This is a genomic window from Pedobacter immunditicola (assembly GCF_037482985.1).
GTDB classification, from domain to species: Bacteria; Bacteroidota; Bacteroidia; order Sphingobacteriales; family Sphingobacteriaceae; genus Pedobacter; species Pedobacter immunditicola.
Genome location: NZ_JBBHKC010000005.1, coordinates 1 through 25,092 on the forward strand (window position 1 = coordinate 1; position 25,092 = coordinate 25,092).

The following is a 25,092-nucleotide window of genomic DNA, read 5'->3' on the forward strand; positions in this document are numbered from 1 at the left end:
TTTAAACATGACGACAGGCTTTTTTGTGCCTTGATACTTTCGAACTTAGTTGCCTTCCATAGGGAAAAATGCAGCAAATCTGGATTCTAGTGCACTAAACTGGCTTTGTAGTTTCTTGCTCAACGCTGTTTGCTGATGCTGTTCTGCAGTGTGAGCCATCTGGTTTAAGAACGACATGCCTAACTGCACATTTTGTCCGCCAACAAAGCGTTGCTTACTTTCCGAAACATCAGCTAAATAAGTCAGTTCTTTTTGAATATAGTCGGCAGCTTTTTCAATTAAAGCATTCGCCCTCTTCGTATCCTTCAGGTTGTATAGGTTCTCCGCCATGAAATAGGTACCCATCATGGAACGCATGCCATAGAATTTTTCCGGCATCACTTCATAATACCTGTCTACGACTTTTTTAGCCTCTGCCATTTTACCCTCTTTGATCAAGCTGGATGCAGAAGTATTGAAAAGGTTGGTGAAAATGGAAATATCATCAGCTGATTGTGTATCCAAGTAAGAAGCTGTTTTCACATTACCCCACAAAAATTTATTCATCAGGTTGTTGTATAATACCGGCGTATTCACCAGGTCAGTTCTGGAAGTGGCAGCAGTATCCATTTTTAATGGCAATAAGCGTAGAGCCATTCCTTCACTGTATAAATAATTGTCAAGGCCATTGAATTGCTCGGAAGGAACAGTGCTGGCGAAATAAATTGGTCTTTCCCAATTGTTATGGGCCAGGATATCCAACATGGCAAGTGTTCCTTTAGTTACGTAACCTTTGTTATAGGTCCATTCCACAGCAGGAACAATTTTGTCTGCATTCGCAGCAGATACAGTACCTGTCTTAATCACATCCTCAGGGTTAACCGTGATTTTGAAATTCTTGGTAGGAATAAAGTTTTCTTTGGTACCATTCTGCAATGGAACTTTATCTGCATCATTTTCCGATAAAAGAAGTTCTACTATGGTTTTTAATTCCACAGATCCTTCAATTTTATAATCCTGGTAATACATTACATCCCTTATACCCTGCACATATTGTTCCTTGGTCATGGTCAGTGGAAGAGGGGCAGATTCATTCTGCTTGCGCTTCATGCCATCGATATACCAGTCTGTATCAAACAAACTTAGGTTAACCAAACGAATGTCCGGCCTGATGTTTTCTACCTCCTGAGCATACCACAATGGGTAGGTATCATTATCACCGTAGGTAAACAAGATCGCATTGGGAGCGCATGATTCAAGATAGTTAACTGCAATGTCATGTGCAACCATTTTCTCAGAGCGGTCATGATCATCCCATCCCTGGGCAAGCATTAATACCGGCGCACCAAGCATGCAGATAACAGTTGCACCAATGGCTGCGTTGGTGGCGTTAATTTTCTTAAACAACCATTCCTTCAGCCCTAATACCCCGAAGCCTATCCAGATGGCAAAGGCATAATAGGATCCCGCATACGCATAATCCCTTTCCCTTGGCTCCAATGGCTTCTGATTTAAATATAATACAATGGCGATACCGGTAAAGAAGAACAGCAAGCCAACGATGCCTGCGTCCTTTTGGTTCCGCTTAAAATGCCATATTGCACCTAATAATCCAATAATTAAAGGTAAGAAGAAGAACCTGTTATAGGCATTGCTTTCTACAATGGAAGGTGGAAGATTCTCCTGGTTTCCCAGCATTAATGCATCAACAGGCTTGACGCCACTCAACCATTGTCCTTCATACAAACTTCCCTGGCCCTGGTCATCATTTTGCCGGCCAACAAAGTTCCACATGAAATAACGCATGTACATATTCCCGATCTGGTATTTGAAAAGGAAACCCGTATTATCTATTAAACTTGGAAATTTAGAATCATCCAGGTTCATCATATCTTTATAATAAGAAACATGACGCTCGTCATCACTGTACATCCTTGGAAATGGAGTCAGTTTGTCGTATTCATAATCAGTTTTCTTTCCGGCAACCACATAATCTTCGGCGCCTTTTCTATAAATGTTTTTACCTTCTTTAAGGCCTATTTTTTCTGAATTGTAATTAGGGCCAAACAATAATGGCCTGTCGCCATATTGCTCACGGTTTAAATAACTTAAAAATGAGAAAGCATTATCCGGGTTGCTGTTATTTAAGTTGGGGTGGGCTTTAGCCCTGATAATGATCATGGCGAAAGAGCCGTAACCGAAAATAATCAGCACTGTAGAAAGCAGGGCAAGGTTTAAAATCTTTTTTTGGTGTTTGATGGAATAACGTATGCCCCACACCAGGCCACCGATCACCAAAAGCGCAAATGCGATGACACCACTGCCAAAACCAAGGCCTAAGGTATTGACGAAGAAAAGATCGAAATAAGCACCAAAAGAAACAAGGTATTGGATAATACCATATTGGATGACCGCCAGGATCAGGATTCCTATGAAGAAAGTCTTGAAAATACCGGCATTTGTTGGCTTAGCTGTTTTCCTGAAATAATAAACAAAGGCAATGGCAGGAATAGTTAATAAGTTCAACAGGTGAATGCCAATGGAAAGGCCCATGATATAAGCGATAAACAACAACCACCTGTCAGCACGCGGCTCATCGGCACTGGCTTCCCATTTTAGTATTGCCCAGAAAACGATAGCGGTAAATAAGGATGATAAGGCATAAACCTCAGATTCAACTGCGGAGAACCAGAAAGTATCAGACCAGGTATAAGCTAAGGCACCTACCAGACCGGCACCAAAAATGGTAACCAGGTTGGCTTTAGATATTTGTTCACCCGCTTTAACGATAGATTTTTTAGCAAGGGCCGTGATTGTCCAGAACAGGAACATGATCGTTGCACCACTGGCTACGGCAGAACCTACGTTCATGAAGTAAGCAATTTTAGTGACGTCACCTGCTGCCAGTAAAGAGAAGAAACGTTGAATCATTAAAAATAAGGGTGCACCAGGTTGGTGTACCACTTGCATTTTGAATGCAGAGGCTATGAACTCTCCGCAATCCCAAAAACTGACGTTCGGCTCCAGCGTTAATATATAAGTAAACGTGGCAACGAAAAAGCAGAGCCAGCCAATAATGTTATTTATCTTCGAATAATTCATTTAATTAAAATAGAATAAAGTTGAGGTACTAAATGCAGCCGAAAATAAAGAATTAGTTCGAGATTAGTATAAATATGGAAGGCTTTAACAAAATTTAACTAAGTGAAATATCTTTGTAATAAATAATCAGCCTGAAAATAAATGTGTTAAACAAAAAAGTGAAAGTTTTTTCACTTTGTGTTTGCAGTTCTGGAAAATGTGCTTAGATTTGCATTCCGTTTCAAAGCAACCCTTTTAAACAGAAAGATTGCCCGATAGTATAAAGGTAGTACAACGGTTTTTGGTACCGTTTGTCTAGGTTCGAATCCTGGTCGGGCAACATAACTACATTCGGATTGCGAATATGCCGCGATCCGAATTTTTTTTATTTAACCCAGCATTGATACCATTCAGTCATGCCTTTGCAATTCAATCCGATTAAACTTTTTGCGGGAACAGGTACAAAAGAATTAGCGCAAAAAATTGCCGACGAGTACGGCAGACCCCTGGGGAAATCTACCCTAAGCCGGTTTAGTGACGGCGAATTCCAACCTTTTTATGAAGAAACTGTTAGAGGATCTGATGTATTCATCATTCAGTCTACCTGTCAGCCAAATGATAACCTGATAGAACTGCTCATGATGATTGATGCTGCGAAACGTGCTTCCGCGCATTACATCACTGCTGTTGTCCCTTACTACGGTTTAGCAAGACAAGATAGGAAGGATAAACCTCGTGTAGCTATAGGTGCTAAATTGGTTGCCAATTTATTGCAGGCTGCGGGAATCCACCGTATCATGACCATGGATCTTCATGCTGCTCAAATACAAGCTTTTTTCGATGTCCCTGTTGATCACCTGGATGCTTCAGTTATTTTTGTTCCGTACATTAAAAGTTTAGGACTCAAGAATCTGATTATTGCCTCACCTGATATGGGCGGTTCTTACCGTGCACGTTCTTTTGCTAAATTCTTTAATGCAGAGGTGGTGATTTGCGATAAGCGCCGTAAAAGAGCCAATGAAATTGAATCAATGTCCATCATCGGTGATGTAGTAGGACAGGATATTGTTTTGATTGACGATATTTGTGATACTGCCGGCACGCTTTCCAAAGCTGCAGATCTAATTATGGAAAAAGGTGCAAAAAGTGTAAGAGCGGTTTGTACCCATGCGGTGCTTTCGGGAAAAGCTTATGAAACCATTGAAAATTCAAAGCTTTCAGAACTTATTGTTACCGACACCATTCCGTTAAAACACGCAAGTCCTAAAATCAGGGTATTGAGTACTGCTGAATTATTCGCAAAGGCCATTGCCAATGTAAATGAACACGGTTCTATCAGTGCACTTTTTCAAGTTTAATATTAATAATAAAATAAATAAGTAAAATGAAACCATCAAAGCTTACAGCTTACAAACAGCTGAATAAAAGCCTATGATAGCTTCATTACAATTAAAAATCAAATAACAAAAAAAATGAAAACAATCGCAATTAGCGGTTCTCTTAGAGAGAACGTAGGGAAACGCGATGCTAAAGGACTTCGCTATGAAGGTAAAGTTCCTGCAGTATTGTATGGTGGTAAAGATCAAGTACACTTTGCTGTAGTAACAACTGAGCTTAAAGATGCAATTTATACACCTGAAGCTAACTTCGTAGAAATTGACCTTAACGGTACAAAAACGAAAGCCATCATTAAAGAATTACAATTTCACCCGGTTACCGACGTGTTATTGCACGTAGATTTTCTTCAGTTGGATGAAACTAAAGAAATTTTGATGGAGATTCCTATTAGATTAACCGGAGTTTCTCCAGGTGTTAAAATGGGTGGTAAACTGGTTCAGAAATTACGTAAACTTCGTGTAAAAGCATTACCTAAAGATATGCCTCAGGCTATTGAAGTAAGTATTGTTAAATTAGAAGTAGGTAACTTATTCCGTGTTCGTGACCTTGAAAAAGGTGCTTATGCAGTGACTAACACAGCTGAAGATACTATCGTATCTGTAGGTATGTCAAGAGCATTGAAACAAGCAGAACAAATAGGCGGTAAGAAATAATCACTATCTCTTTGTAGAAGAAAAGCAGTACTGTTCATTCAGTGCTGCTTTTCTTTTTTAAAACCATTACCTTTGCCTGATAACATCTATTTAAAATCTATCAAATAACTCACATGAAATACCTGATCGTAGGTTTAGGAAATATAGGACCTGAATATGCACATACCAGACATAACATTGGTTTTGATATTGCTGATGAGCTGGTTAAACAACTTGGTGGTACTTTCTCTAACCAGCGACTGGCCTATTATGCTGAAGTTACTTATAAGGGCAGGAAACTGCATGTCATTAAGCCTACTACCTTCATGAACCTAAGTGGAAGAGCTGTTAATTACTGGATGCATGAATTGAAGGTCCCTTTGGAGAATATTCTGGTGTTGGTTGATGACCTTGCCCTGCCATTCGGTAAATTAAGGTTGAAATTAAAAGGCAGCAGTGCCGGCCATAACGGTTTAAAAAGTATTGAAGACATTTGTGGCGGACAAAACTACCCTCGCCTGCGGTTTGGTATTGATGAAAACTTCTCAAAAGGACGGCAAATTGATTATGTATTGTCACCCTTCGACAAGGATGAGCAGCCGGAACTGCCTGCCCTTATCGACAAAAGCATTAATTTAATTCAAAGCCTGGTTACCATTGGCGCGCCGCTAACAATGACCTCCTTTAACAAATAATATTATTTTCTTTTAACAAATGAGCTTATCTTTTGATAAAGTACAGCCATTTCAAAAGGTTTGCTCACCACATCATTAGCCCCGGCATCAATGGCCGTTTTCATATCCTGTTCCATCACCGCCGCCGAGAAGGTTATCACGGGAATATTTTCTTTTCCGCTGACATAGCCGTTCCTGATTAGCTTGATGGCATCCAGGCCATTCATCACCGGCATAAAGGTGTCCATTAAAATCAGGTCGTAGTCGTTATCCTTTAGTTTATCCAAGGCTTCCTGGCCGTTATCCACCAGGTCCATGTTTACGTTCCAGCCTTTAAGTATTTTGGTGATCAGAAATTTATTAATCTGATTATCTTCTGCCACCAGTATCCTTACATTTTCAAAAGGAAAAAAGGACACTTTATCTTTTTCCGGTGCTATTCTCTTAGTCTGCATCACCTCATACCAGTTGGTAAAGCAAAATGTACTGCCTTTTTGCTCTTCACTGTGTACCTCTAGTAAGCCACCTTTAAGTTTAGCCAGGTTCTTTACAATCGATAAACCCAGTCCGGTTCCGCCGTACCTAATGGTGGTATGGTCCTCTGCCTGTTCAAAAGTTTCAAATATTTTGTCAATATTTTCCTCTGCAATCCCTATTCCAGTATCCACCACAGAGAAACGGAGCTGAAGGTTGTTTCCTTTGCGGTCCAAAACCTCTACTTTCAGGGTGACAGTGCCTGTTGCCGTAAATTTTATAGCATTGCCAAGCAGATTCATTAAAATCTGATTGAGCCTTAATGAATCTGCCATAATTAGTTCAGGCAATTCTTCGTCAAATTCTGTAATTAAGTCAAGTCCTTTTTCCTTGGAACGGATTTTTAACAGGTTGATCACAGAATTACAATTTTTGATCAGATCGGTTTCTGACCTTGTAATTTTGAACTTTCCAGATTCAATTTTCGAGAGGTCCAAAATATCATTGATCAGCCCCAGCAAAGATTGCGAGGAGATCTCCAATAACTTGATCATCTCTCGTTGTTCATCGGTTAAATCGGTGTTATTTAACAAGGAAGCGATGCCCACAATGCCATTGATCGGTGTTCTGATTTCATGGCTCATGTTTGCAAGGAAACTTTCTTTAGCCCTTTTTCCCTGTTCAGCAAGTTCTTTAGCTTCAATGAGCTCTTTCTGATAAGCCTCCAGTTCCTTATTCTTCCGCTTAATGTTACGCTGATTGCGCACAAATTGAATAAAAGAATCAACTTTAGCAGAAGTGACATAAGGATTTAAAGGCTTGTATAAGTAATCTACGGCTCCGGTATTCAATCCTTTAACCGCGTACTTGGTTTCCATAGATATCGCAGTAACAAAGATGATCAGGATATCTTTTGTGCGTGGATTGCTTTTGAGAATTTCTACCAACTCAAAACCATCCATTCCTGGCATTTGTACGTCCACTAAGGCTATAGAAATATCCATTTCCCAGCAAATACGTAAAGCCTCATTGGGTAAAGTGGTCGTGATTAGGTTAATGTCATCTCTTTGCAAAAGTGCTTCTAGCGCTATGATGTTCTCTGGCCGGTCATCAACAATTAACAGATTAATTTTCTCCTGTATATGATGTGTCATTTGTGTGGTGTTCTGTTAGGCTATTTTTTGATAAATGTTATTTTTCTTATCAATTACTTTAAATTTTTTTAATTCTGAACTTCTCAAAGTCTCTTTAGAGCCCAGGCACAAAAAGCCAAAATTAGCTAAACTATTATAGAATAGGTCAATTACTTTCTGCTGAAGATCCTGGTTAAAGTAAATAAGTACATTTCGACATGATATTAATTGAAATTCATTAAATACACCATCCGAAACAAGGTTATGTACCGAGAATAAGATATTTTTCTTTAAAGAATGATTGATCGTTACTGCATCGTATTTCGCGGTATAGTAATTGGATAAGGTTTGGGTTAGATGCGTTTGCGCATAGTTTTCAGCATAATATTTCATCTTTTGCAAATCATAAATCCCGCTTTTTGCCTGAACCAAAACATCGGTGTTGATATCAGTTCCATAAAAGAAGGCTTTATCATAAAGACCGGCTTCAGTAAACAGGATGGCAAAAGAATAAAGTTCTTCTCCGGTTGAGCAGCCTGCATTCCACACTTTAATATGCTGATAGGAGCGGAGGTAAGGAATGACTTGCGCTTTAACCGACTTATAAAAATCTGGGTCACGGAACATTTCTGTCACGTTGACCGTTATCTCCTTCAAGAATAATTCAAAAAATGCTGGATTATTGGTGAGCAAAGTCCGCAGATCAAACAAAGTTAGCTTGTGTAATTGCATCAATCTGGTGACCCTTCTTTTTAAAGAAGCCCCCGAATAATCATTAAAGTCAAAACCATAAACCTGATTAACCAGGTGCACCAATTGCCGCAATTCATCAAAGTTAATGGCTTCAGGAAGATTATCTAATGGTTGTTCCATATTTAGCTTAACCAGACACGCATCATTGACAATAATTTATCGATATCCACTGGTTTAGAAATATAATCATTTGCACCAGCTGCGATACATTTTTCCCGGTCATTTTTCATGGCCTTGGCCGTTAATGCAATGATAGGCAGTTTAGCAAATTCCTTCTTCAGCCTGATGCTGCGCATGGATTCATAACCATCCATTTCTGGCATCATGATGTCCATCAATACCAGGTCTATATTTGTTGTGCCTTCCAGTTTTTCAATCGCTTCCCTGCCATTGCTGGCAACCACAATATTGAGGTTGTAGTCTTGTAAGGCGCTTGATAAAGCAAAAATGTTCCTCATATCATCATCTGCAATCAAAACAGTTTTATCCAGAAATGCTTTTTCCAGTGTCAGGGCATGATTGTTATTTGGGCTTTTCAGTTGTGGCGAAAGCAGTTTGTCTTCCTTTTTTAATTTATTCATAAACAAGCTTACTTCATCAATCAGCCTGTTGTTAGATTTCATGGATTTTAACACCATCGCTTCCGAATGTTTCATGATATGAGCCATCTTCTCCTGATCTAATTCCATTGCCGTATTGATCACTACCGGAATGTTGGCATAGGCAGGCTGTGCCTTTATCTTATCCAACAGATCAAAACCAGAAATATCAGGTAGCCTTAAATCCAGAATAATGCAGTCGAAAGCCTTTATCTGTAGTAATTCCATCGCCTGGGCACCACTAAATGCTTGTTCAACCTCTATACCTTTGCTGAGCAGCTCGTCTTTAACCAATTTGCTTTGCAGTTCCTGATCTTCAATGAGGAGAACGGTTTTGAAATTGTATTTCGAATGCTGATCCAAAATGGAGTCGAAAGTGTGGTCAAGCAGCTCTTTTGCTATTGGTTTCTTCAGGAAACTGATGGCACCTTCATGCTGCGCTTTATCCGTTCTTTCATCACCTGCCGACATCATGTGTACAGGAATATGCTGTGTATGCACATTACTCTTTAAGTTTTTCAACACCGTCCAGCCATCCATTACCGGTAACATGATATCTAAGATAATGGCATCAGGGAGTTTCTCTATTGCCATTTCCAGGGCAATGTCTCCCTGGTAGGCCATCAGCGGTTGAAAACCTTTTTCCAGTGCATAATCTTTCAGTACTTCTGCAAATACCACATCATCTTCTACGATTAAAAGCACCTTCCCATTTTTATCTGCCGGCAGTTTCTCTTCCCTGTTGGTCGACGAAATGATCGGGAAAGCTGACTTTATCGCAGCAGCAGCTAAAGCTTCTTCTATGATTGTGTTTTCTTCTGTTTCTACAGATTGAGGGAAGGTTGCCGGAATAAACAGCGTAAAAGTACTGCCCGTATTTGGTAAACTCTCCACCTGGATTTCCCCACCCAGAATATGGGCAAGTTCTTTACTGATGGACAGGCCCAGACCGGTGCCGCCGTACTTTCTGCTGGTAGAACCATCGGCCTGCTGAAAGGCCTCAAATATTAGTTTTTGCTTGTCTTCAGGAATTCCAATGCCAGAATCTTTAACTTTAATGGCAACAACATCGTCAGCTTCGCTCAGTTTTTCTCTAAAAAATCTTTGTGATGCTTTAGCCCTGGAGATCGCTAAAGTGATTTCTCCTTGGGCCGGTGTAAATTTGAAGGCATTGCTCAACAGATTTTTGATAATCTGCTCCATACGTGAAAGGTCCGTCACTAATTTTTCTGGCAGATCATGCGCCAGTTGCACATCAAATACTATTGCCTTACTCTTGGCCAACTCATTAAACAGCGATTCCATATTCTGTTTAATTTCAGCAGGGCTCACCGATTCGATTTTCAAATCAATCTTTCCGGACTCAATTTTAGACAAATCAAGAATGTCATTGATCAGCGTGAGCAGGTCACTGCCTGCACTGTGAATCACACCGGCATATTTCACCTGCTCATCATTTAAATTATCAGGTTTATTGTCTCTTAAAATCCTGGCTAAAATTAAAATGCTGTTTAAAGGTGTCCTTAATTCATGGCTCATATTGGCCAAGAACTCTGATTTATATTTGTTAGTAGAGGCCAGTTCTTCTGCCTTCAAACTAATGGCTTCATTTGCCTCATTGATGGAAAGATTTTTTTCCTCCAGCTCTGCATTGCTTTGCCTTAATTCTTCCTGTTGCACACGTAATTCCTCTTCTGACGCTTGCAGCTGATCAGTTTTGTACATCAATTCTTCATTGGTTGTACGCAGTTCTTCCTGCTGACTTTCCAGTTCTTCAGCTTGTTGTTGTGTATGTTCAAAAAGAAGCTGAAGACTGATCCGGGCATTGGTACTGTTAATGGCTACGGCAATACTCTCTTCAATCGTTTCCAGATAAGCAATTGTGGCCTCGTCTGGAGCATCATTTAACCCTAGTTCAACTACAGCTAGCGTTTTGCCTTCAAATACCACCGGGCAGAGGTAAATATATTTTGGTGGCATGTTTACCAGGCCTGTTCTAATGTTAAGATCCTCATCACCTGCCGTCGTGATCAATTTATTTTGCATTTCAAGCGCCGCTTGCCCTAACATTCCCTCACCAAAATAGTATTCCTTGAGTTGCTGTTGCTGATAAGCATAACTTCCGCTTTGCTTCAACACTTGATTTTTTTTATCTGCTAAAAAAAACACACCTACCGGCGCTGCAACGAAACTACATATTTCCTTAATCACCAGGCTGGAGAGATCTTCCAGCTCATGTTCTCCACGCATTGCATCGTTAATGGCGGCAAGCCCCGAGAGCAAACGGTTTTTCTGTTTGTTTTCAGATGACAATTTTTGAAGCTCTATATTAGTTTTCCGGATGAGTGTCTCTTTCTTCCTTTGTTCCTCAAATGTGCGCTTGATATAAGAAAACAACAGTATAAACAAGAAGAAGTTAATGAGCGCACTTCCTAATACAATAAAGACGACTCTCTTACCGCTTTCTTCCTTAACTTTTATTCTTTCAACAAGCATCATGTTTTCCTCTTGTGTGATCTGGTCGGTAATCCGGTCCATGTGATCCATGTATGACTCCCCTTTGTCGGTTCGAAGGATGTTTATTGCTGCTGCGCTTTTACCTGACTTATAAGCCTCCAAAGTTTCATGCATAATGAGCAGTTTCTTAGTCACATAAAATTCCAGGGAATCAACTCTTAGAAGTTGCTCCGGATTGTCACTAACTAAGGCTTTAAGTTCTCTTAAAGTTGGTGCAATCTCTTCGATATTAAGGTTATAAGGTTGAAGATAGGACGGCTTTTCGGTTATTAAAAAACCCCTCATGCTGGTCTCTGCATTAGTCAAATGTGAATTGATCAATGTAGCATGGTTAATGACATCTTGGCTATGGTGTTCCCAGCCTTCATCTTTTTTAACTGATTCTATACTTAAATAGGAAGTAATAGCGGATACCAGGACAAATGCTAAGGAAACAACAAAGCCCGTAATGACTTGCTGTTTGAAGGAGAATTTAAACATATAACAATGCTATATAAGATGACAAGGGACAATATAGTGTATAAATTTTTTATATAATAATTCCGTAATTTTTTAAGTCTTAGAAGGATAATCTTGTAAACCTTAAGTGTATTTGCTTAAATTTTAGTATAAATTTGCAGTGATGATTATCTACGGAATACCAAATTGCAATACAGTAAAAAAGGCACAAATCTGGCTAACTGAAAAAGGTTTTAGTTATGAATTTCATGATTTCAAGAAAAAGGGAATCACGGCTGAAAAGCTTGACGAATGGTGCAATGCCTTCGGCTGGGAAAATGTACTTAATAAAAAAGGGACTACCTGGAAAAAGCTGAGTGCGGAAGAACAACTTGCAGTAACCAGCCAGGATACGGCTATTGCTGTATTATTGAAACATACTAGTGCTATCAAACGTCCCGTTATTGAACAAAAGGGCAGGGCCATATTACTGGGGTTTAACGAAGCGCAATATAGTGCTCATTTGGGCGTTTAGGCCAGTCCTGGATAAAACTATTCATGTTAAATTTTGTTAAATTAGGAAGTAGATCCTAGAAGTATAGTAAATTTGGCCATGGTTAAAAAACTGATATTGTTCCTCTTTGTTGTCTTGCCGTTCAAAATGCTTGCTCAGGGGAATGTTAGCGGAACAGTCTATGATTTTGAGAACAAGACTTTTCCATTACAGCAAGTAGCAGTCAGAAACCTGAGCAACAAACAAATTGCAGTTACAAAAGCCACGGGGCAATTCACCATCGCTGCCAATAAAGGTGATCTGCTTGAATTTACACTGGTTGGTTACCATGTGGATACCTTGTACCTGGTAGACCTTAAACCAAAAACCATTTACCTTCCAGCTAATTCAATGAGCCTGAAAGAAGTAGAAATCGTTGATACCAAACTTTCTCCTTACCTTGATCTCAAAAATCCTAATGCTGAGGAGAGCAAAAGAATCAGTACCGATGGGATAGAAGGTAAAGAAAATACAGACAGGGCCGGAGGCTTACAATTTGCCCTGGGCTACGGTAAGTACCGGCGCGAGCAGGAGAAAATCAAAAAGCTGGAAGCCCGGGATGCTTATGAAACCGAAATTCAGGCTAATTTTAACGAGAAAACGGTTCATGAGTTGATCAAGCTGACTGGTCAGGAACTAAAAGATTTTATTAACATGTACCGGCCATCTGTTGCCCTGATTAAAAGCGAAAGGCCATTTAATTATTCCTATTACATTGCGCAGGCCCATCAAAAATGGCTGAAATTAGCCCCTCACGAGCGCAAACAACCACCAATGCAAAATCTGAATCTTCAGGATTAATCATTTTAATGTGAAATATGTTTACATCGTATAGAAGTATCATTGAATTTGATACTTTTATCCTTATCAACATAACCCTTATTATTTTATATGAATATCTCTTTTATTAAGCCTTTTGGTGCTATAATTTTATTATGTGCCTTAAGTTTTAACAGCTCTGCACAACAGGCAACAAGCTCGTCTGAAAGCAATTACGATCCTCATGCCGCCTTCAATCCTTTGTTTTATACACAAAATGGAAACGAATACCGTTCTGCAAGTGGTTATCCAGGGCCAAAATATTGGCAAAACCGCGCAGATTACAACATCAGCGCAAACCTTGACGATACAAAAAACATGGTTACCGGCTCGGTAACGATTACCTATAAGAACAACAGTCCTGATCATTTACCTTTTATCTGGTTGCAACTTGACCAAAACCTGTTTGCTAAAGACTCCAGGGGTGCCGCGTTAATACCCGAAGGCAGCCGCTACGGTTCACGTGGCGAAAAAATTGATGGTGGTTATACCATTAAGGGTTTAGCAGTTTCACAAAAAAATAAAGCCGTAAACTTTACCTCTTTGATAGAAGATACGCGTATGCAAATCCGTTTGGCAGAGCCTCTAGCCGCCAATGGAGGTGAGATCACCATGAAAATGGATTTCTCCTTTGTCATTCCGATCAACGGTTCAGACAGGATGGGCCATTTGACTACCCAAAATGGAGAGATTTATACGATTGCGCAATGGTATCCTCGTTTAAGTGTGTATGATGATGTTGTGGGCTGGAATACCTTACCTTACTGGGGCGCCGGTGAGTTTTATTGTGAGTTTGGCGATGTCGATTTTACAGTTAATGCACCTGCAAGCCATATTGTGATGGCCTCCGGTGAATTGTTGAACCCTCAGGAAGTATTTACGGCTGAACAGCTGAAGCGCTGGAATGCTGCTAAAAACAGTGATAAAAAAGTGTCGATCCGCACAGCGGCAGAAGTAACAGATCCCAAATCCCGTCCCTCAAAAGACAGGTTGACCTGGAAGTTCAGGATGGAAAACACACGTGATGTCGCTTTTGCTTCTTCAAAAGCTTTCGTATTGGATGCAGCCCGTATTAACCTGCCTAGCGGCAAAAAATCCATTGCAGTTTCAGCACAGCCTGTAGAAAGCAATGGTGATGACGCTTATGGTCGTGGTGTTGAATACGTGAAGGCCTCCGTGGAACATTATTCTAAATTATGGTTTGAGTATCCTTACCCGATGGCTGTAAATATTGCTTCGAACCAGGGTGGAATGGAATATCCAGGTATTGTTTTCTGTGGATGGAAAGCTAAAAAAGGTAATGTATGGGGTGTTATAGACCATGAATTCGGACATACCTGGTTCCCGATGATTGTTGGCAGTAACGAAAGGAAGTTCGGATGGATGGATGAAGGTTTAAATACATTTATCAATGGCCTGTCTACTGCAGCATTTAACAATGGTGAATACAAAGAAAACTCTTTAGACATGCACATGGTAGCAAAATTTCTTGCAAAACCTGAAATTGAACATGTGATGCTGGCACCGGATGCCATGCGTGAACAGAATATAGGCATTAACTTATATGCAAAACCAGGTATGGGCATGGATTTGTTGAGAAACCAGATTTTGGGCGTTGACCGTTTCGATTATGCCTTTAAAACTTATATCCAGCAGTGGGCTTATAAACACCCAACCCCGCAGGATTTCTTCCGCGCGATGGAAAATGGCGCCGGCGAGGATTTATCATGGTTCTGGAGAGGATGGTTCATGGAAAACTGGAAGATGGACCAGGCCATTAACAGCGTTACAGCTTCTACTTCCGAAAGCCGTGGTTATAATATTGAAGTAGCCAACCTGGAGCAATTGCCGATGCCCGTACTGTTAACGATTACTTTAAAAGGCGGAAAAAAAGATACGCTGAAACTTCCTGTGGATGTTTGGATGCGTAATAAAGTATGGACAGTGCACTACCCAACGAATGAAGAAGTGGTTGCTGTGGTGATCGATGCAGATAAGGTTTTGCCTGATGTCAATCCGGCGAATAACAGCTGGAAGAAATAACAATCGAAAACTGAATATCGAATTCTTGAATAAATTAATAGGGCTTCTGGTTTAAACCAGAAGCCTTTTTTTTACTATATTGATACACCATCAGACAGGCGAATAAAGAAGACGAAATATGAGACTATTATTATTGATCATGGCAGTTTTAGTACAAAAGGTGAATGCGCAAAGCGCTGAAAAACCTGCTTACCTGTTTGCCTATTTTACTGGCAATGGCCCAAGCGAAGAAGCCATCCGTTTTGCACTCAGCGATGATGGTTATTCCTATAAAGCATTGAACAACAATGAACCGGTGTTAAACCCGGAAGCTATTAGTGTGACCGGTGGTGTGCGTGATCCACATATTTTACGTGGAGAAGATGGGAAGACCGTTTATATGGTAGCGACCGATATGCAGGTAGCTAAGTATGACTGGGGACCAAACTATGGTTTAGTGATGATGAAGTCAACGGACCTGATTAACTGGGAAGCGCAGCAGGTAAATATTCCGAAAACCTTTGTGGCGTTTAAAGATGTTAACCGGGTTTGGGCACCACAGACTATTTATGACCCGAAGGTAAAAAAGTACATGTTGTACTGGTCGATGCGTTTCGGTGATGGGCCGGATATCATCTATTACGCTTATGCCAATAAAGATTTTACAGGTTTAGAAACTGAACCCCGGCAATTGTTGTTCAGCTCGAATAACCAGGCCTGTATTGACGGTGACATCATTTTTAAGAACGGACAATACCACTTGTTTTTCAAAACTGAAGGTTCGGGTAATGGCATCAAAAAGGCGGTTTCGTCGAAACTTACTTCCGGCTATGTGATTGAGGATAAGTATTTGCAGCAAACGACAGACCCCGTGGAAGGTGCCGGGATTTTCAAACACCATAACGGCAACTACATTTTGATGTATGATGTTTATACCAAAGGGCGCTACCAGTTTACGGAAAGTAATGACCTGGAAAATTTCAAAATAATTGATGAAAAAGTGTCTATGGATTTTCATCCGCGGCACGGTACAATCATGACGATCAGCGAAGACGAAGCCAGCAGGCTGAAACAATATTGGGATACCCTTGGTAGCTTCAAAACACCAGTACAGCCATTGCGCAGGCGAGGTGACCATAACCCTGTCCTGAAAGGTTTTTATGCTGATCCCGAAGTGTTATATTCCAAAAAAACGGGTTTATATTATCTGTATCCTACGAGTGATGGTTTTACGGGCTGGAGTGGCACCTACTTTAAAACATTTTCCTCAGGTAATTTGGTAAACTGGAAAGACGAAGGACTGATCCTTAATTTACCTCAGCAGGTAAGCTGGGCAGCTAAAAATGCCTGGGCACCAACCATCGCCGAAAAGAAAGTGCAAGGAAAGTATAAATATTACTATTACTTCACGGCAGCGCAGAAAATAGGTGTGGCGGTGGCTGATCATCCAACCGGCCCTTTTGTAGATAGCGGTAAGCCGCTTATTGCAGAAAAGCCGGAAGGCCATACCGGTGGACAGGAAATAGATCCTGACGTATTTACAGATCCGAATTCCGGGAGAAGCTATTTATATTGGGGTAATGGTTACTTGGCGGGTGCTTTACTGCAGCCCGACATGATTTCGATTGATCGCTCCACGCTAAAAGTCATCACGCCGGATAAGACCTTTAGAGAGGGCGCCGAGGTGTTTTACCGCAAGGGCAAGTATTACTTTTTATGGTCGGAAAATGATACCCGGAGCGAGGATTACCGTGTAAGGTATGGCACAGCCGATTCGCCACTTGGTAAAATCACGATCGCAGCTAACAACCTCATCCTGGAGAAAAGCCCTGAAAAAGGGATTTATGGCACAGGACATAACAGTGTGATCCAGGTTCCGGGCACCGATGAGTGGTATATCGTTTACCACCGCTTTGCCGTTCCCCATGGAATAAAAATGGGGACTGCGGCGGGTTACCATCGCGAAGTATGCATTGATAAGTTGGAATTTGATGCAGACGGACAAATTCAGAAAGTGATACCGACCCTGGAAGGAATCAGGTAACAGGGCTGCCGTTAAGCAGTATTATTTAAAAAAGCTTTCCTTTAATTTTTGAGCATCTAAAACAGCAGGAGGAGTATCTAACCGGATTAACCAGCCTTTTTGTTTGAGCAGGGCGATCTCAGTTTTTGCTACCGATAAATCTTTACCCTTGATCTGTTGATGAAATAGCAGCGGAGCCTTCGGTTCTACATTAGCAGGCGTATAATAAAGCGCTTCCAACCTGAATTTAGGCCATAATTGAATATCGCCCATATTTGCCGAGAAGATTTTAACTGCAGCATGAGGAGGGATGAAACCCGCAAATTCCCCTCTGAAGTGATCTCCTTTTTCAGAACTGAAAGCCAGCAAAAACTGGTAGGAAGTATCATTCACCAAATGGAAATGCGCGATTACATTACTGTGTTGGTCGCTCACCAGGCCCAGGTACACACCTTCTTTGATGAACTCCGCTTCAGGCACGGCCACTTGCGTTTTGTTTTTAACCACTTCGCTGTCATTAGACATCTCTCCATATACCAATGTAACTTTCGAAGCCTGCACAGGTATTTCGAAATCATTAGCATCGGTTACACCGATCATGTCTTTATCAATAATTCGGGTAACATAACCTTCAATATTCTCGTCGACAAAACGAACAAAATCACCTAATTTTACTTGCATACATCAAATTTAGTTATTACTTGTTAATTTTACACTATGGAAAAAATAAGAGAACAAGTGAATAACCCCCTCCATGGTAAATCGCTTGAATTTATTTTAAAGCAATTGGTTTGGCATTACGGATGGCCGGAAATGGGCAAACTGGTGCGTATAGACTGTTTCAACAACAACCCCACACTTAATTCAAGCCTGAAATTTTTACGCAAAACCGACTGGGCAAGAAAAAAAGTGGAAAAACTATACCTGGATACCTTTCATTAATCCCTTCCTTTTTTAGTCGCAGTTTGACCGAGGGCTTGTCGACTGCCTATGGTGAGTCCACAGTGAGTCCACCATGAGTCCACAGTGAATCTACGTTTTGCCGAACAAAGGGTGGACACACCGCGCATGCATGGTTGTCTCAGTATGGTTTCACCTGCACTTGACGCTAGTCTTAAACCAGGAAGGTTCAAAAATGGACAGGCAATCAATAACCGCATTAAGCAACCAGTTTAAACAGCCGAAAAATAACCTGCTAGAGCATCATAAAACAACCAGCCTAACCAACCAAAAAGTAACCAACTAAAGCACCAATCAAATAACCAAACCTGCTAAAGCAAAAAACATAACATCTCCTCCTCCCTACACGGAGAAAATTTGCTTATGGCAAGCCGACCTAGGACTGTTTGACCTCTTCGGGCAAATATTCCAGACGGCGAATCATAAGCAAATTTTATTCATTAAGTGCTTGATTTATAAATTGTATTCTCTTACCTTTGCATTCCCTTTATTAGGGGTAAAGTTTTTAAATTTTAATAGAAAACCAATAAAAAACAATGCCAACCATTCAACAATTAGTTAGAAAAGGTAGAGTAGCACTGGAGTTCAAGAGTAAGTCTCCTGCGTTGGACAGCTGTCCACAGCGAAGAGGTGTATGTACACGTGTATATACCACTACCCCTAAAAAACCAAACTCAGCAATGCGTAAAGTTGCCCGTGTACGTTTAACCAATGGTAAAGAGGTTAACGCCTACATCCCAGGTGAAGGTCACAATTTACAGGAGCACTCCATTGTATTGATTCGTGGTGGTCGTGTTAAAGATTTACCAGGAGTACGTTACCACATCATTCGTGGAGCATTAGATACTTCCGGTGTAGCTGGACGTAACCAACGTCGTTCAAAATACGGTACAAAACGCCCTAAGCCAGGACAAGCGGCTGCGGCACCAACAAAAGGTAAAAAGAAATAATTAGGAGGAACAAAAATGAGAAAGTCGAAACCAAAAAAGAGAATTATCCTTCCTGATCCAAAATTTAACGATGTTCAGGTGACCCGTTTTGTAAACAATATGATGTACGACGGAAAAAAATCTATCGCTTATTCTATTTTTTACGATGCAGTTGAACTTGCTGAGAAAAAAGCTGGTGAGAATGGATTAGAAATGTGGAAACGCGCATTAAATAACGTTATGCCTGCTGTAGAGGTTAAATCTCGTCGTGTAGGTGGTGCAAATTTCCAGGTACCAACAGAAGTAAGACCTGACCGTAAAATTGCTTTAGGCATGAAATGGTTAATTTCTTACGCTCGCAGACGTGGTGAAAAAACCATGAAAGAAAAATTAGCAGGTGAAATTGTTTCAGCAGCTAAAGGTGAAGGTGCAGCCGTTAAGAAAAAAGAAGATACACATAAAATGGCTGAGGCTAATAAGGCCTTCTCCCACTTCCGTTTCTAAAATAGAATCATAATAAAATGTCAAGAGATTTAAAATACACAAGAAACATTGGAATTGCGGCTCACATTGATGCGGGTAAAACCACAACAACTGAGCGTATTCTTTTCTATTCTGGCGTAAGTCACAAGCTGGGTGAAACCCACGAAGGATCTGCGACAACAGACTGGATGGCACAAGAGCAGGAACGTGGTATCACCATCACTTCTGCAGCTGTAACCGTAGATTGGAATTACAGAGGCCAGAAATACCATATGAACATCATTGATACACCGGGACACGTGGATTTTACCGTAGAGGTAAACCGTTCGTTACGTGTGTTAGATGGTTTGGTGTTTTTGTTTTCAGCAGTTGATGGTGTAGAGCCTCAATCTGAAACCAACTGGCGTTTAGCCAACAACTATCACGTGCCTCGTATAGGTTTCGTGAATAAAATGGACCGTTCAGGTGCAGATTTCTTGAAAGTTGTTAAACAGGTTAAAGATATGTTAGGCAGTAATGCCGTTCCATTGCAATTACCAATTGGTGGTGAAGATGACTTTAAAGGTGTTGTTGATTTAATTAACAACCGTGGTATCGTTTGGAATGAGCACGATAAAGGAATGACCTTTACTGAAGTACCGATTCCAGAAGACATGTTGGATGAAGTTGCTGAATGGAGAGAGAAATTGCTTGAATCTGTAGCTGATTATGATGAGTCATTGATGGAGAAATTCTTCGATGCTCCGGAAACAATTACAGAGCGTGAAGTTTTAGATGCTTTACGTAAAGCTGTTATAGATGCTAAAATTGTACCTATGGTTTGTGGTTCATCTTTCAAAAACAAAGGTGTACAAACCATGCTTGATTATGTGATGGAATTATTGCCATCACCAATGGACGTTGAAGGTATCACAGGTATCAACCCAGATACAGAACAAGAAGTTGTTCGTCAACCAAGTGAAAAAGAGCCTTTTGCAGCTTTAGCATTTAAAATTGCAACAGATCCTTTCGTTGGTCGTTTATGCTTTATCCGTGTTTATTCAGGTAACCTTGAAGCTGGTTCTTATGTGTACAACGCACGTTCTGGTAACAAAGAGCGTATCTCCCGTATCTTCCAAATGCATGCAAACAAGCAAAACCCAATTCCTAATGTAGGTGCTGGTGATATTGCTGCGGTTGTAGGTTTTAAAGATATCAAAACTGGTGATACACTATGTGATGAGAAAAACCCAATCGTTCTTGAGTCAATGGATTTCCCAGAGCCGGTTATTGGTTTAGCTATTGAGCCTAAAACTCAGGCTGATATTGATAAGTTAGGTGTTGGCTTAAGTAAACTTGCTGAAGAAGATCCTACTTTCAGGGTACAAACTGATCAGGAAACTGGCCAGACTGTTATCTCTGGTATGGGTGAGCTTCACTTAGATATCCTTATTGACCGCTTAAGACGTGAGTTTAAAGTGGAAGTTAACCAGGGAGCTCCTCAGGTTGCTTACAAAGAGGCTATCACAGGTACAACACAGCACCGTGAAACGTATAAAAAACAAACTGGTGGTCGCGGTAAATTCGCAGACATCCAGGTTATTATATCGCCGATCGATGCAGATTTTGAAAAAGGTGGATTGCAATTCGTTAATGAAATTGTTGGTGGTTCAATTCCTCGTGAATTTATCCCTTCAGTAGAAAAAGGTTTTGCTGCAGCGATGGCTAATGGTGTTGTTGCTGGTTACCCGCTTCCTGATATGAAAGTTCGTTTGATTGATGGTTCATTCCACGCAGTCGATTCAGATGCTTTATCTTTCGAGATTTGCGCTCGTTCTGCTTTCCGTGAAGCTTTACCTAAATGTAAACCGGTATTAATGGAGCCTATCATGAAAATTGAAGTGCTTACACCGGAAGAAAACATGGGTGATGTTATGGGAGACTTAAACCGTCGTCGTGGTCAACTGCAAGGTATGGACACACGTGCTGGTTCTCAGGTAATTAAAGCATTAGTTCCACTTTCTGAGATGTTTGGTTATGTAACGCAGTTACGTACAATTACATCTGGTCGTGCAACGTCTACTATGGAATTTGATCATTATGAGCCAGCTCCTAAAAACGTTCAGGAAGAAGTAATTGCCAAAGCAAAAGGTAAAGTTAAGTCTGGGGATTAATTCTTCAGGTTATAAAAATAGATAAACCGGTTGCCTGTTATTAATAGCTCTAACAGGCAGCCTTAAATAAAATAAGATGAGCCAAAGAATCAGAATTAAATTAAAATCGTACGATTATAATTTGGTAGATAAATCTGCTGAAAAAATCGTAAAAACTGTTAAACCTACGGGTGCAGTGGTTAGCGGACCAATTCCGTTGCCAACAGAAAAGAAAATCTTTACTGTTTTGCGTTCACCACACGTGAATAAAAAAGCAAGAGAGCAATTTCAATTGTGTGCCTATAAACGTTTGTTAGATATTTATAGCTCTAATTCAAAAACAGTTGATGCTTTAATGAAACTTGAATTGCCTAGCGGTGTTGAAGTAGAAATTAAAGTTTAATTGATACTCCATTTATAAAAAAGGCGCTTCAGCAATGGAGCGCCTTTTTTATTTAGCCAGGTGAAATTCACTGAGGCGAACAATGTTAACGCACGAATTTATCAATACCTGTACAAATCCGGGAAGGTGTCGTTATGGGTGTGCTTTTTAACCTCCTCCAGCACTTTCCAGTCTTTTTCAGCGCTGAGTAAGCAAAAGAAATTTAACCTTTGCTGAGTGTCCGGTCGCCCATGAGTGCTTCTATGGTAAAGCTATATTTTATATTGATGTCTGATCTACAATATATAGCTACAAACAGCGTTGTGGAATTTTACTCACAAAAAAGGCCGTCCGGAGACAGCCTTTTTTATGAATACGTATTTTGATTAATACCTTCCAGTACTTCTATATTCTTCAAATTTGTTGCGTTCATCCTGCAACTCTCTAGCTAATTTTTTCTCTTTTTCATTGGTCTTTACTTTGTATTTCTGATATTCTTCAGAAATTTCATTGTATAGGCCAGACCTGTACTTAGCTTCATAAAGTAGTTTTCTTGAACGGATGATCAGTACGGCCAATGTAAGACCAAGTATGATGATGATTGTCCATACAATACTATTGTAGCTTGATTTGCTGAATGAGATACCCATGAAGCTAATTTCATCTAATTTAGCCTTAGAAGTGTTTAATGCGCTTTCTTTGGTGTCAATTGATTCTTTAAGATCTACAATTGTTTTTTGCTGGGCATTAATTTTAGCACGTGCATTATACAATTCCTTGCGTTCAGAATTCAAGGTATCTCTAACGCTTCTCCAGAAACCGGTTAACCGGTTTGGATTAACCAATTTAGAGCCATTGAAGTTTTTTGACTTGCTAAGCATCAATTTGTATTGACCTGAAAGGGTGGGGTCAACTTTCGTGCTGTCTTGTGCCTGGAGACTTTGTGAGGTGAGCATAAAACATAACACGGCGATAAAGGGTAGCATAAAATTTTTCATAGTTTGGTATTGTTCTGTTAATTTAACATTAATATTTTAATTTTATTGTGTTTGCCATGCAGATGGTATATTTGTACTGATGTCTGTTCTCATTTTCACAGTAATTGTGCTAGCCGGTGCATTTGTTGCCGGCTTGATTGGTTCATTAACCGGGCTGGGTGGTGGGGTCATCATTATTCCTTTATTAACGCTTGGTCTGGGTGTAGATATTCACTATGCCATTGGGGCTTCAATTGTTTCAGTGATAGCTACGTCATCAGGATCTGCTGCGGCTTATGTAAAAGAAGGTATCACCAACATCCGCATTGGAATGTTCCTGGAAGTTGCCACCACAGTGAGCGCAATTTTTGGTGCGGTGATAACTGTCTTTATCAATCCTGGTTACATTGCGGTTATATTCGGTCTGATCTTGATTTTTTCTGCTGTCATGATGGTGCGTAAAAAAGTTGACCATGTTGATAGCGGTCCGGAAAGTAAACTCGCTACTGTATTTAAGTTAAACGGGAGCTTCCCCACACCTGAAGGTATCAGAAGTTACAGTGTTCACCATGTAGCAGGCGGTTTTATCATGATGTTTTTTGCCGGAATTATCTCTGGTTTACTGGGGATTGGTTCAGGAGCGTTAAAAGTGCTGGCGATGGACAACATCATGCGTTTGCCTTTTAAGGTGTCTACCACCACCAGTAACTTCATGATGGGGGTAACTGCGGCGGCTAGTGCGGTGGTTTACCTGCACCGGGGACAAATTGACCCGGGCATTGCCATGCCAGTGACTATAGGGGTGCTCTTTGGCGCTACAGTAGGTTCAAAGATTTTGGTGCGTACCAATACAGACAAGCTTAAGCTAGTATTTGCTGTAGTGGTTATATTTTTAGCCTTTCAAATGATTTATAACGGTTTATCAGGGAAGTTATGAAGAAATTAACCAAACAGCACCTGGTCGACCAAGATATACAAGTTATATTGGGCACCTTATTAAGGGTAGGAGTAATCCTGGCGATGACAGTGGTGCTGATTGGTGGTGTCATGTATCTGATGGAGTATAGCAATGAGTTGGTTGATTACAACACATTCAAACCATTTGATAATGAGTATGCTACGATTGCAGCTATTTTTAAGGGCTTATATATCATGGATAGCAAAGCAATTATACAATTTGGTACCATATTATTGATTTTTACGCCCATAACCAGGGTCGTTTTTTCTATCTTTAGCTTTTTAATTGAAAGAGATTACCTTTATGTAGTCATTGGTTTAATTGTACTTTCTGTCATCTTATTCAGTTTAAGCAATAAATTGGTTGGTTAAGAAAAAATGCCACCTGTTATTTTCCTCCCTTTCCCTTAAATATTTGCAATTATTATGAAAAATAATTCGCTAACTGTTTGAAAATTAAGATTTCTTTCTTATTTTTGCCCTCCCTTAACGGGAATGTATATCCACCTTGAACGAAGCCCTACTGCTTCGATGGGTGTTAAATTAAATTAAAAAATGTCAGGTATTATTGGAAAAAAAGTAGGAATGACCAGCATATTCGACGCGGATGGTAAGAACATACCATGCACGGTTATCGAAGCTGGACCATGTGTAGTAACACAGGTAAAGACCGAAGAAAACGACGGTTACGTTTCAGTTCAGTTAGCTTTTAGCGAGGCTAAAGAGAAAAACACTACCATGCCTTTGAAAGGCCACTTTGCGAAAGCAAACACTACCCCAAAACGTAAATTAGTTGAATTTGAGCCGTTTGAAGATTCAGTATCCTTAGGGGATACCATCACGGTAAGTATTTTCAATGAAGGCGATTTTGTGGATGTTGTTGGTACTTCAAAAGGTAAAGGATTTCAGGGTGTTGTAAAACGCCACGGATTTAGTGGTGTTGGTGGCCAGACTCACGGTCAACACAACAGAGGTCGCGCGCCAGGTTCATTAGGTGCTGCATCTTATCCAGCTCGTGTATTTAAAGGTATGCGTATGGCGGGTAGAATGGGTGGTGACAGAGTAAAGATTCAGAACTTACAAGTTTTGAAAGTTTATGCTGATCAAAACCTTTTGGTAGTTAGTGGTTCCGTACCGGGAGCTAAGGGTTCTTACGTAATCTTAGATAAGTAAGCAG

Annotated in this window: 21 protein-coding genes and 1 tRNA gene; 16 read left to right on the plus strand and 6 right to left on the minus strand. The window is 40.4% G+C overall.

Annotated elements, in window-relative coordinates:
* Positions 1 to 45: 45 nt before the first annotated feature.
* Positions 46 to 3,081, minus strand: a complete 3,036-nt coding sequence (locus WG905_RS09450; RefSeq protein WP_339591477.1) for a glycosyltransferase family 117 protein — start codon at positions 3,079 to 3,081, stop codon at positions 46 to 48.
* Positions 3,082 to 3,329: 248 nt separating this feature from the next.
* Here WG905_RS09450 and WG905_RS09455 point away from each other — a divergent pair.
* From WG905_RS09455 to pth, 4 genes are all read left to right on the plus strand, one after another.
* A tRNA-Gln gene (locus WG905_RS09455) sits at positions 3,330 to 3,400 on the plus strand.
* Between the two features lie 76 nt (positions 3,401 to 3,476).
* Entirely contained in the window at positions 3,477 to 4,418 is a 942-nt protein-coding gene (locus WG905_RS09460; protein WP_339591478.1) for a ribose-phosphate pyrophosphokinase, read from the plus strand.
* A 114-nt stretch (positions 4,419 to 4,532) separates the two neighbouring features.
* Positions 4,533 to 5,111: a 50S ribosomal protein L25/general stress protein Ctc gene (locus tag WG905_RS09465; RefSeq protein ID WP_339591479.1), complete on the plus strand. Its 579-nt coding sequence runs from the start codon at positions 4,533 to 4,535 to the stop codon at positions 5,109 to 5,111.
* A gap of 113 nt (positions 5,112 to 5,224) precedes the next feature.
* Positions 5,225 to 5,785 (plus strand): aminoacyl-tRNA hydrolase, encoded by a 561-nt coding sequence (gene pth / locus WG905_RS09470; RefSeq protein ID WP_339591480.1) that lies wholly within the window; start codon positions 5,225 to 5,227, stop codon positions 5,783 to 5,785.
* 2 nt (positions 5,786 to 5,787) lie between these two features.
* On the opposite strand, the gene WG905_RS09475 is transcribed toward pth, so the two are convergent.
* From WG905_RS09475 to WG905_RS09485, 3 genes are read right to left on the minus strand one after another with little or no spacing between them, the layout of a single operon-like run.
* Positions 5,788 to 7,392 carry a response regulator gene (locus WG905_RS09475; protein WP_339591481.1) on the minus strand — a complete coding sequence of 535 codons (1,605 nt, stop codon included), beginning with the start codon at positions 7,390 to 7,392 and terminating at the stop codon, positions 5,788 to 5,790.
* Between the two features lie 15 nt (positions 7,393 to 7,407).
* Positions 7,408 to 8,244, minus strand: a complete 837-nt coding sequence (locus WG905_RS09480; protein ID WP_339591482.1) for a CheR family methyltransferase — start codon at positions 8,242 to 8,244, stop codon at positions 7,408 to 7,410.
* Positions 8,245 to 8,246: 2 nt separating this feature from the next.
* A complete protein-coding gene (locus WG905_RS09485; RefSeq protein ID WP_339591483.1) occupies positions 8,247 to 11,720 on the minus strand; it encodes a response regulator in 3,474 nt (1,157 codons plus the stop codon).
* A 142-nt stretch (positions 11,721 to 11,862) separates the two neighbouring features.
* Between WG905_RS09485 and WG905_RS09490 the strand changes: the two genes are divergently transcribed.
* The 4 genes from WG905_RS09490 to WG905_RS09505 all read left to right on the plus strand — a co-directional run bounded on the left by WG905_RS09490 (position 11,863) and on the right by WG905_RS09505 (position 17,116).
* Entirely contained in the window at positions 11,863 to 12,213 is a 351-nt protein-coding gene (locus tag WG905_RS09490; protein ID WP_339591484.1) for an arsenate reductase, read from the plus strand.
* Between the two features lie 78 nt (positions 12,214 to 12,291).
* Positions 12,292 to 13,032: a hypothetical protein gene (locus WG905_RS09495; protein WP_339591485.1), complete on the plus strand. Its 741-nt coding sequence runs from the start codon at positions 12,292 to 12,294 to the stop codon at positions 13,030 to 13,032.
* Between the two features lie 90 nt (positions 13,033 to 13,122).
* Positions 13,123 to 15,093, plus strand: a complete 1,971-nt coding sequence (locus WG905_RS09500; protein WP_339591486.1) for a M1 family metallopeptidase — start codon at positions 13,123 to 13,125, stop codon at positions 15,091 to 15,093.
* Between the two features lie 118 nt (positions 15,094 to 15,211).
* Positions 15,212 to 17,116 carry a glycoside hydrolase family 43 protein gene (locus tag WG905_RS09505; RefSeq protein WP_339591487.1) on the plus strand — a complete coding sequence of 635 codons (1,905 nt, stop codon included), beginning with the start codon at positions 15,212 to 15,214 and terminating at the stop codon, positions 17,114 to 17,116.
* Positions 17,117 to 17,137: 21 nt separating this feature from the next.
* On the opposite strand, the gene WG905_RS09510 is transcribed toward WG905_RS09505, so the two are convergent.
* The gene (locus WG905_RS09510; protein ID WP_339591488.1) at positions 17,138 to 17,776 is read right to left on the minus strand and encodes a DUF8465 domain-containing protein; all 639 of its coding nucleotides are present in this window, start codon (positions 17,774 to 17,776) and stop codon (positions 17,138 to 17,140) included.
* Between the two features lie 36 nt (positions 17,777 to 17,812).
* On the opposite strand from WG905_RS09510, the gene WG905_RS09515 reads away from it, so the two are divergent.
* The 5 genes from WG905_RS09515 to rpsJ all read left to right on the plus strand — a co-directional run bounded on the left by WG905_RS09515 (position 17,813) and on the right by rpsJ (position 22,002).
* Entirely contained in the window at positions 17,813 to 18,037 is a 225-nt protein-coding gene (locus WG905_RS09515) for a VF530 family protein (RefSeq protein ID WP_339591489.1), read from the plus strand.
* Between the two features lie 554 nt (positions 18,038 to 18,591).
* Positions 18,592 to 19,005: a 30S ribosomal protein S12 gene (rpsL, locus tag WG905_RS09520; RefSeq protein WP_109926363.1), complete on the plus strand. Its 414-nt coding sequence runs from the start codon at positions 18,592 to 18,594 to the stop codon at positions 19,003 to 19,005.
* Positions 19,006 to 19,020: 15 nt separating this feature from the next.
* Entirely contained in the window at positions 19,021 to 19,488 is a 468-nt protein-coding gene (rpsG, locus tag WG905_RS09525) for a 30S ribosomal protein S7 (RefSeq protein ID WP_339591490.1), read from the plus strand.
* A 17-nt stretch (positions 19,489 to 19,505) separates the two neighbouring features.
* Entirely contained in the window at positions 19,506 to 21,620 is a 2,115-nt protein-coding gene (fusA, locus tag WG905_RS09530; RefSeq protein WP_339591491.1) for an elongation factor G, read from the plus strand.
* Between the two features lie 76 nt (positions 21,621 to 21,696).
* Positions 21,697 to 22,002, plus strand: coding sequence for a 30S ribosomal protein S10 (gene rpsJ, locus WG905_RS09535; protein ID WP_008244591.1), 306 nt, complete (start codon positions 21,697 to 21,699; stop codon positions 22,000 to 22,002).
* A 365-nt stretch (positions 22,003 to 22,367) separates the two neighbouring features.
* Here rpsJ and WG905_RS09540 read toward each other — a convergent pair whose 3' ends face one another.
* Positions 22,368 to 22,979, minus strand: a complete 612-nt coding sequence (locus tag WG905_RS09540) for a hypothetical protein (protein ID WP_339591492.1) — start codon at positions 22,977 to 22,979, stop codon at positions 22,368 to 22,370.
* Between the two features lie 79 nt (positions 22,980 to 23,058).
* Here WG905_RS09540 and WG905_RS09545 point away from each other — a divergent pair, with 79 nt between their 5' ends.
* From WG905_RS09545 to rplC, 3 genes are all read left to right on the plus strand, one after another.
* Positions 23,059 to 23,895 carry a sulfite exporter TauE/SafE family protein gene (locus tag WG905_RS09545; protein WP_339591493.1) on the plus strand — a complete coding sequence of 279 codons (837 nt, stop codon included), beginning with the start codon at positions 23,059 to 23,061 and terminating at the stop codon, positions 23,893 to 23,895.
* On the plus strand, positions 23,892 to 24,287 hold the full coding sequence (locus WG905_RS09550) for a DUF1634 domain-containing protein (RefSeq protein ID WP_339591494.1): 396 nt from the start codon (positions 23,892 to 23,894) through the stop codon (positions 24,285 to 24,287). The genes WG905_RS09545 and WG905_RS09550 overlap by 4 nt, the downstream gene beginning before the upstream one ends.
* A 183-nt stretch (positions 24,288 to 24,470) precedes the next feature.
* Complete coding sequence (gene rplC, locus WG905_RS09555; protein WP_339591495.1) at positions 24,471 to 25,088, plus strand: 50S ribosomal protein L3; 618 nt, start codon at positions 24,471 to 24,473, stop codon at positions 25,086 to 25,088.
* Positions 25,089 to 25,092 lie beyond the last annotated feature (4 nt).

What these genes read in the sequence shown, in the direction of transcription:
- WG905_RS09540 (WP_339591492.1), bottom strand. Translation starts at nt 22,979, where the DNA reads ATGAAAAATTTTATGCTACCCTTTATCGCCGTGTTATGTTTTATGCTC.
- WG905_RS09545 (WP_339591493.1), top strand. Translation starts at nt 23,059, where the DNA reads ATGTCTGTTCTCATTTTCACAGTAATTGTGCTAGCCGGTGCATTTGTT.
- WG905_RS09510 (WP_339591488.1), bottom strand. Translation starts at nt 17,776, where the DNA reads ATGCAAGTAAAATTAGGTGATTTTGTTCGTTTTGTCGACGAGAATATT.
- WG905_RS09465 (WP_339591479.1), top strand. Translation starts at nt 4,533, where the DNA reads ATGAAAACAATCGCAATTAGCGGTTCTCTTAGAGAGAACGTAGGGAAA.
- WG905_RS09500 (WP_339591486.1), top strand. Translation starts at nt 13,123, where the DNA reads ATGAATATCTCTTTTATTAAGCCTTTTGGTGCTATAATTTTATTATGT.
- WG905_RS09475 (WP_339591481.1), bottom strand. Translation starts at nt 7,392, where the DNA reads ATGACACATCATATACAGGAGAAAATTAATCTGTTAATTGTTGATGAC.
- WG905_RS09515 (WP_339591489.1), top strand. Translation starts at nt 17,813, where the DNA reads ATGGAAAAAATAAGAGAACAAGTGAATAACCCCCTCCATGGTAAATCG.
- WG905_RS09460 (WP_339591478.1), top strand. Translation starts at nt 3,477, where the DNA reads ATGCCTTTGCAATTCAATCCGATTAAACTTTTTGCGGGAACAGGTACA.
- rpsJ (WP_008244591.1), top strand. Translation starts at nt 21,697, where the DNA reads ATGAGCCAAAGAATCAGAATTAAATTAAAATCGTACGATTATAATTTG.
- pth (WP_339591480.1), top strand. Translation starts at nt 5,225, where the DNA reads ATGAAATACCTGATCGTAGGTTTAGGAAATATAGGACCTGAATATGCA.
- WG905_RS09450 (WP_339591477.1), bottom strand. Translation starts at nt 3,081, where the DNA reads ATGAATTATTCGAAGATAAATAACATTATTGGCTGGCTCTGCTTTTTC.
- WG905_RS09550 (WP_339591494.1), top strand. Translation starts at nt 23,892, where the DNA reads ATGAAGAAATTAACCAAACAGCACCTGGTCGACCAAGATATACAAGTT.
- fusA (WP_339591491.1), top strand. Translation starts at nt 19,506, where the DNA reads ATGTCAAGAGATTTAAAATACACAAGAAACATTGGAATTGCGGCTCAC.
- WG905_RS09485 (WP_339591483.1), bottom strand. Translation starts at nt 11,720, where the DNA reads ATGTTTAAATTCTCCTTCAAACAGCAAGTCATTACGGGCTTTGTTGTT.
- WG905_RS09490 (WP_339591484.1), top strand. Translation starts at nt 11,863, where the DNA reads ATGATTATCTACGGAATACCAAATTGCAATACAGTAAAAAAGGCACAA.
- rpsL (WP_109926363.1), top strand. Translation starts at nt 18,592, where the DNA reads ATGCCAACCATTCAACAATTAGTTAGAAAAGGTAGAGTAGCACTGGAG.
- WG905_RS09480 (WP_339591482.1), bottom strand. Translation starts at nt 8,244, where the DNA reads ATGGAACAACCATTAGATAATCTTCCTGAAGCCATTAACTTTGATGAA.
- WG905_RS09505 (WP_339591487.1), top strand. Translation starts at nt 15,212, where the DNA reads ATGAGACTATTATTATTGATCATGGCAGTTTTAGTACAAAAGGTGAAT.
- rplC (WP_339591495.1), top strand. Translation starts at nt 24,471, where the DNA reads ATGTCAGGTATTATTGGAAAAAAAGTAGGAATGACCAGCATATTCGAC.
- rpsG (WP_339591490.1), top strand. Translation starts at nt 19,021, where the DNA reads ATGAGAAAGTCGAAACCAAAAAAGAGAATTATCCTTCCTGATCCAAAA.
- WG905_RS09495 (WP_339591485.1), top strand. Translation starts at nt 12,292, where the DNA reads ATGGTTAAAAAACTGATATTGTTCCTCTTTGTTGTCTTGCCGTTCAAA.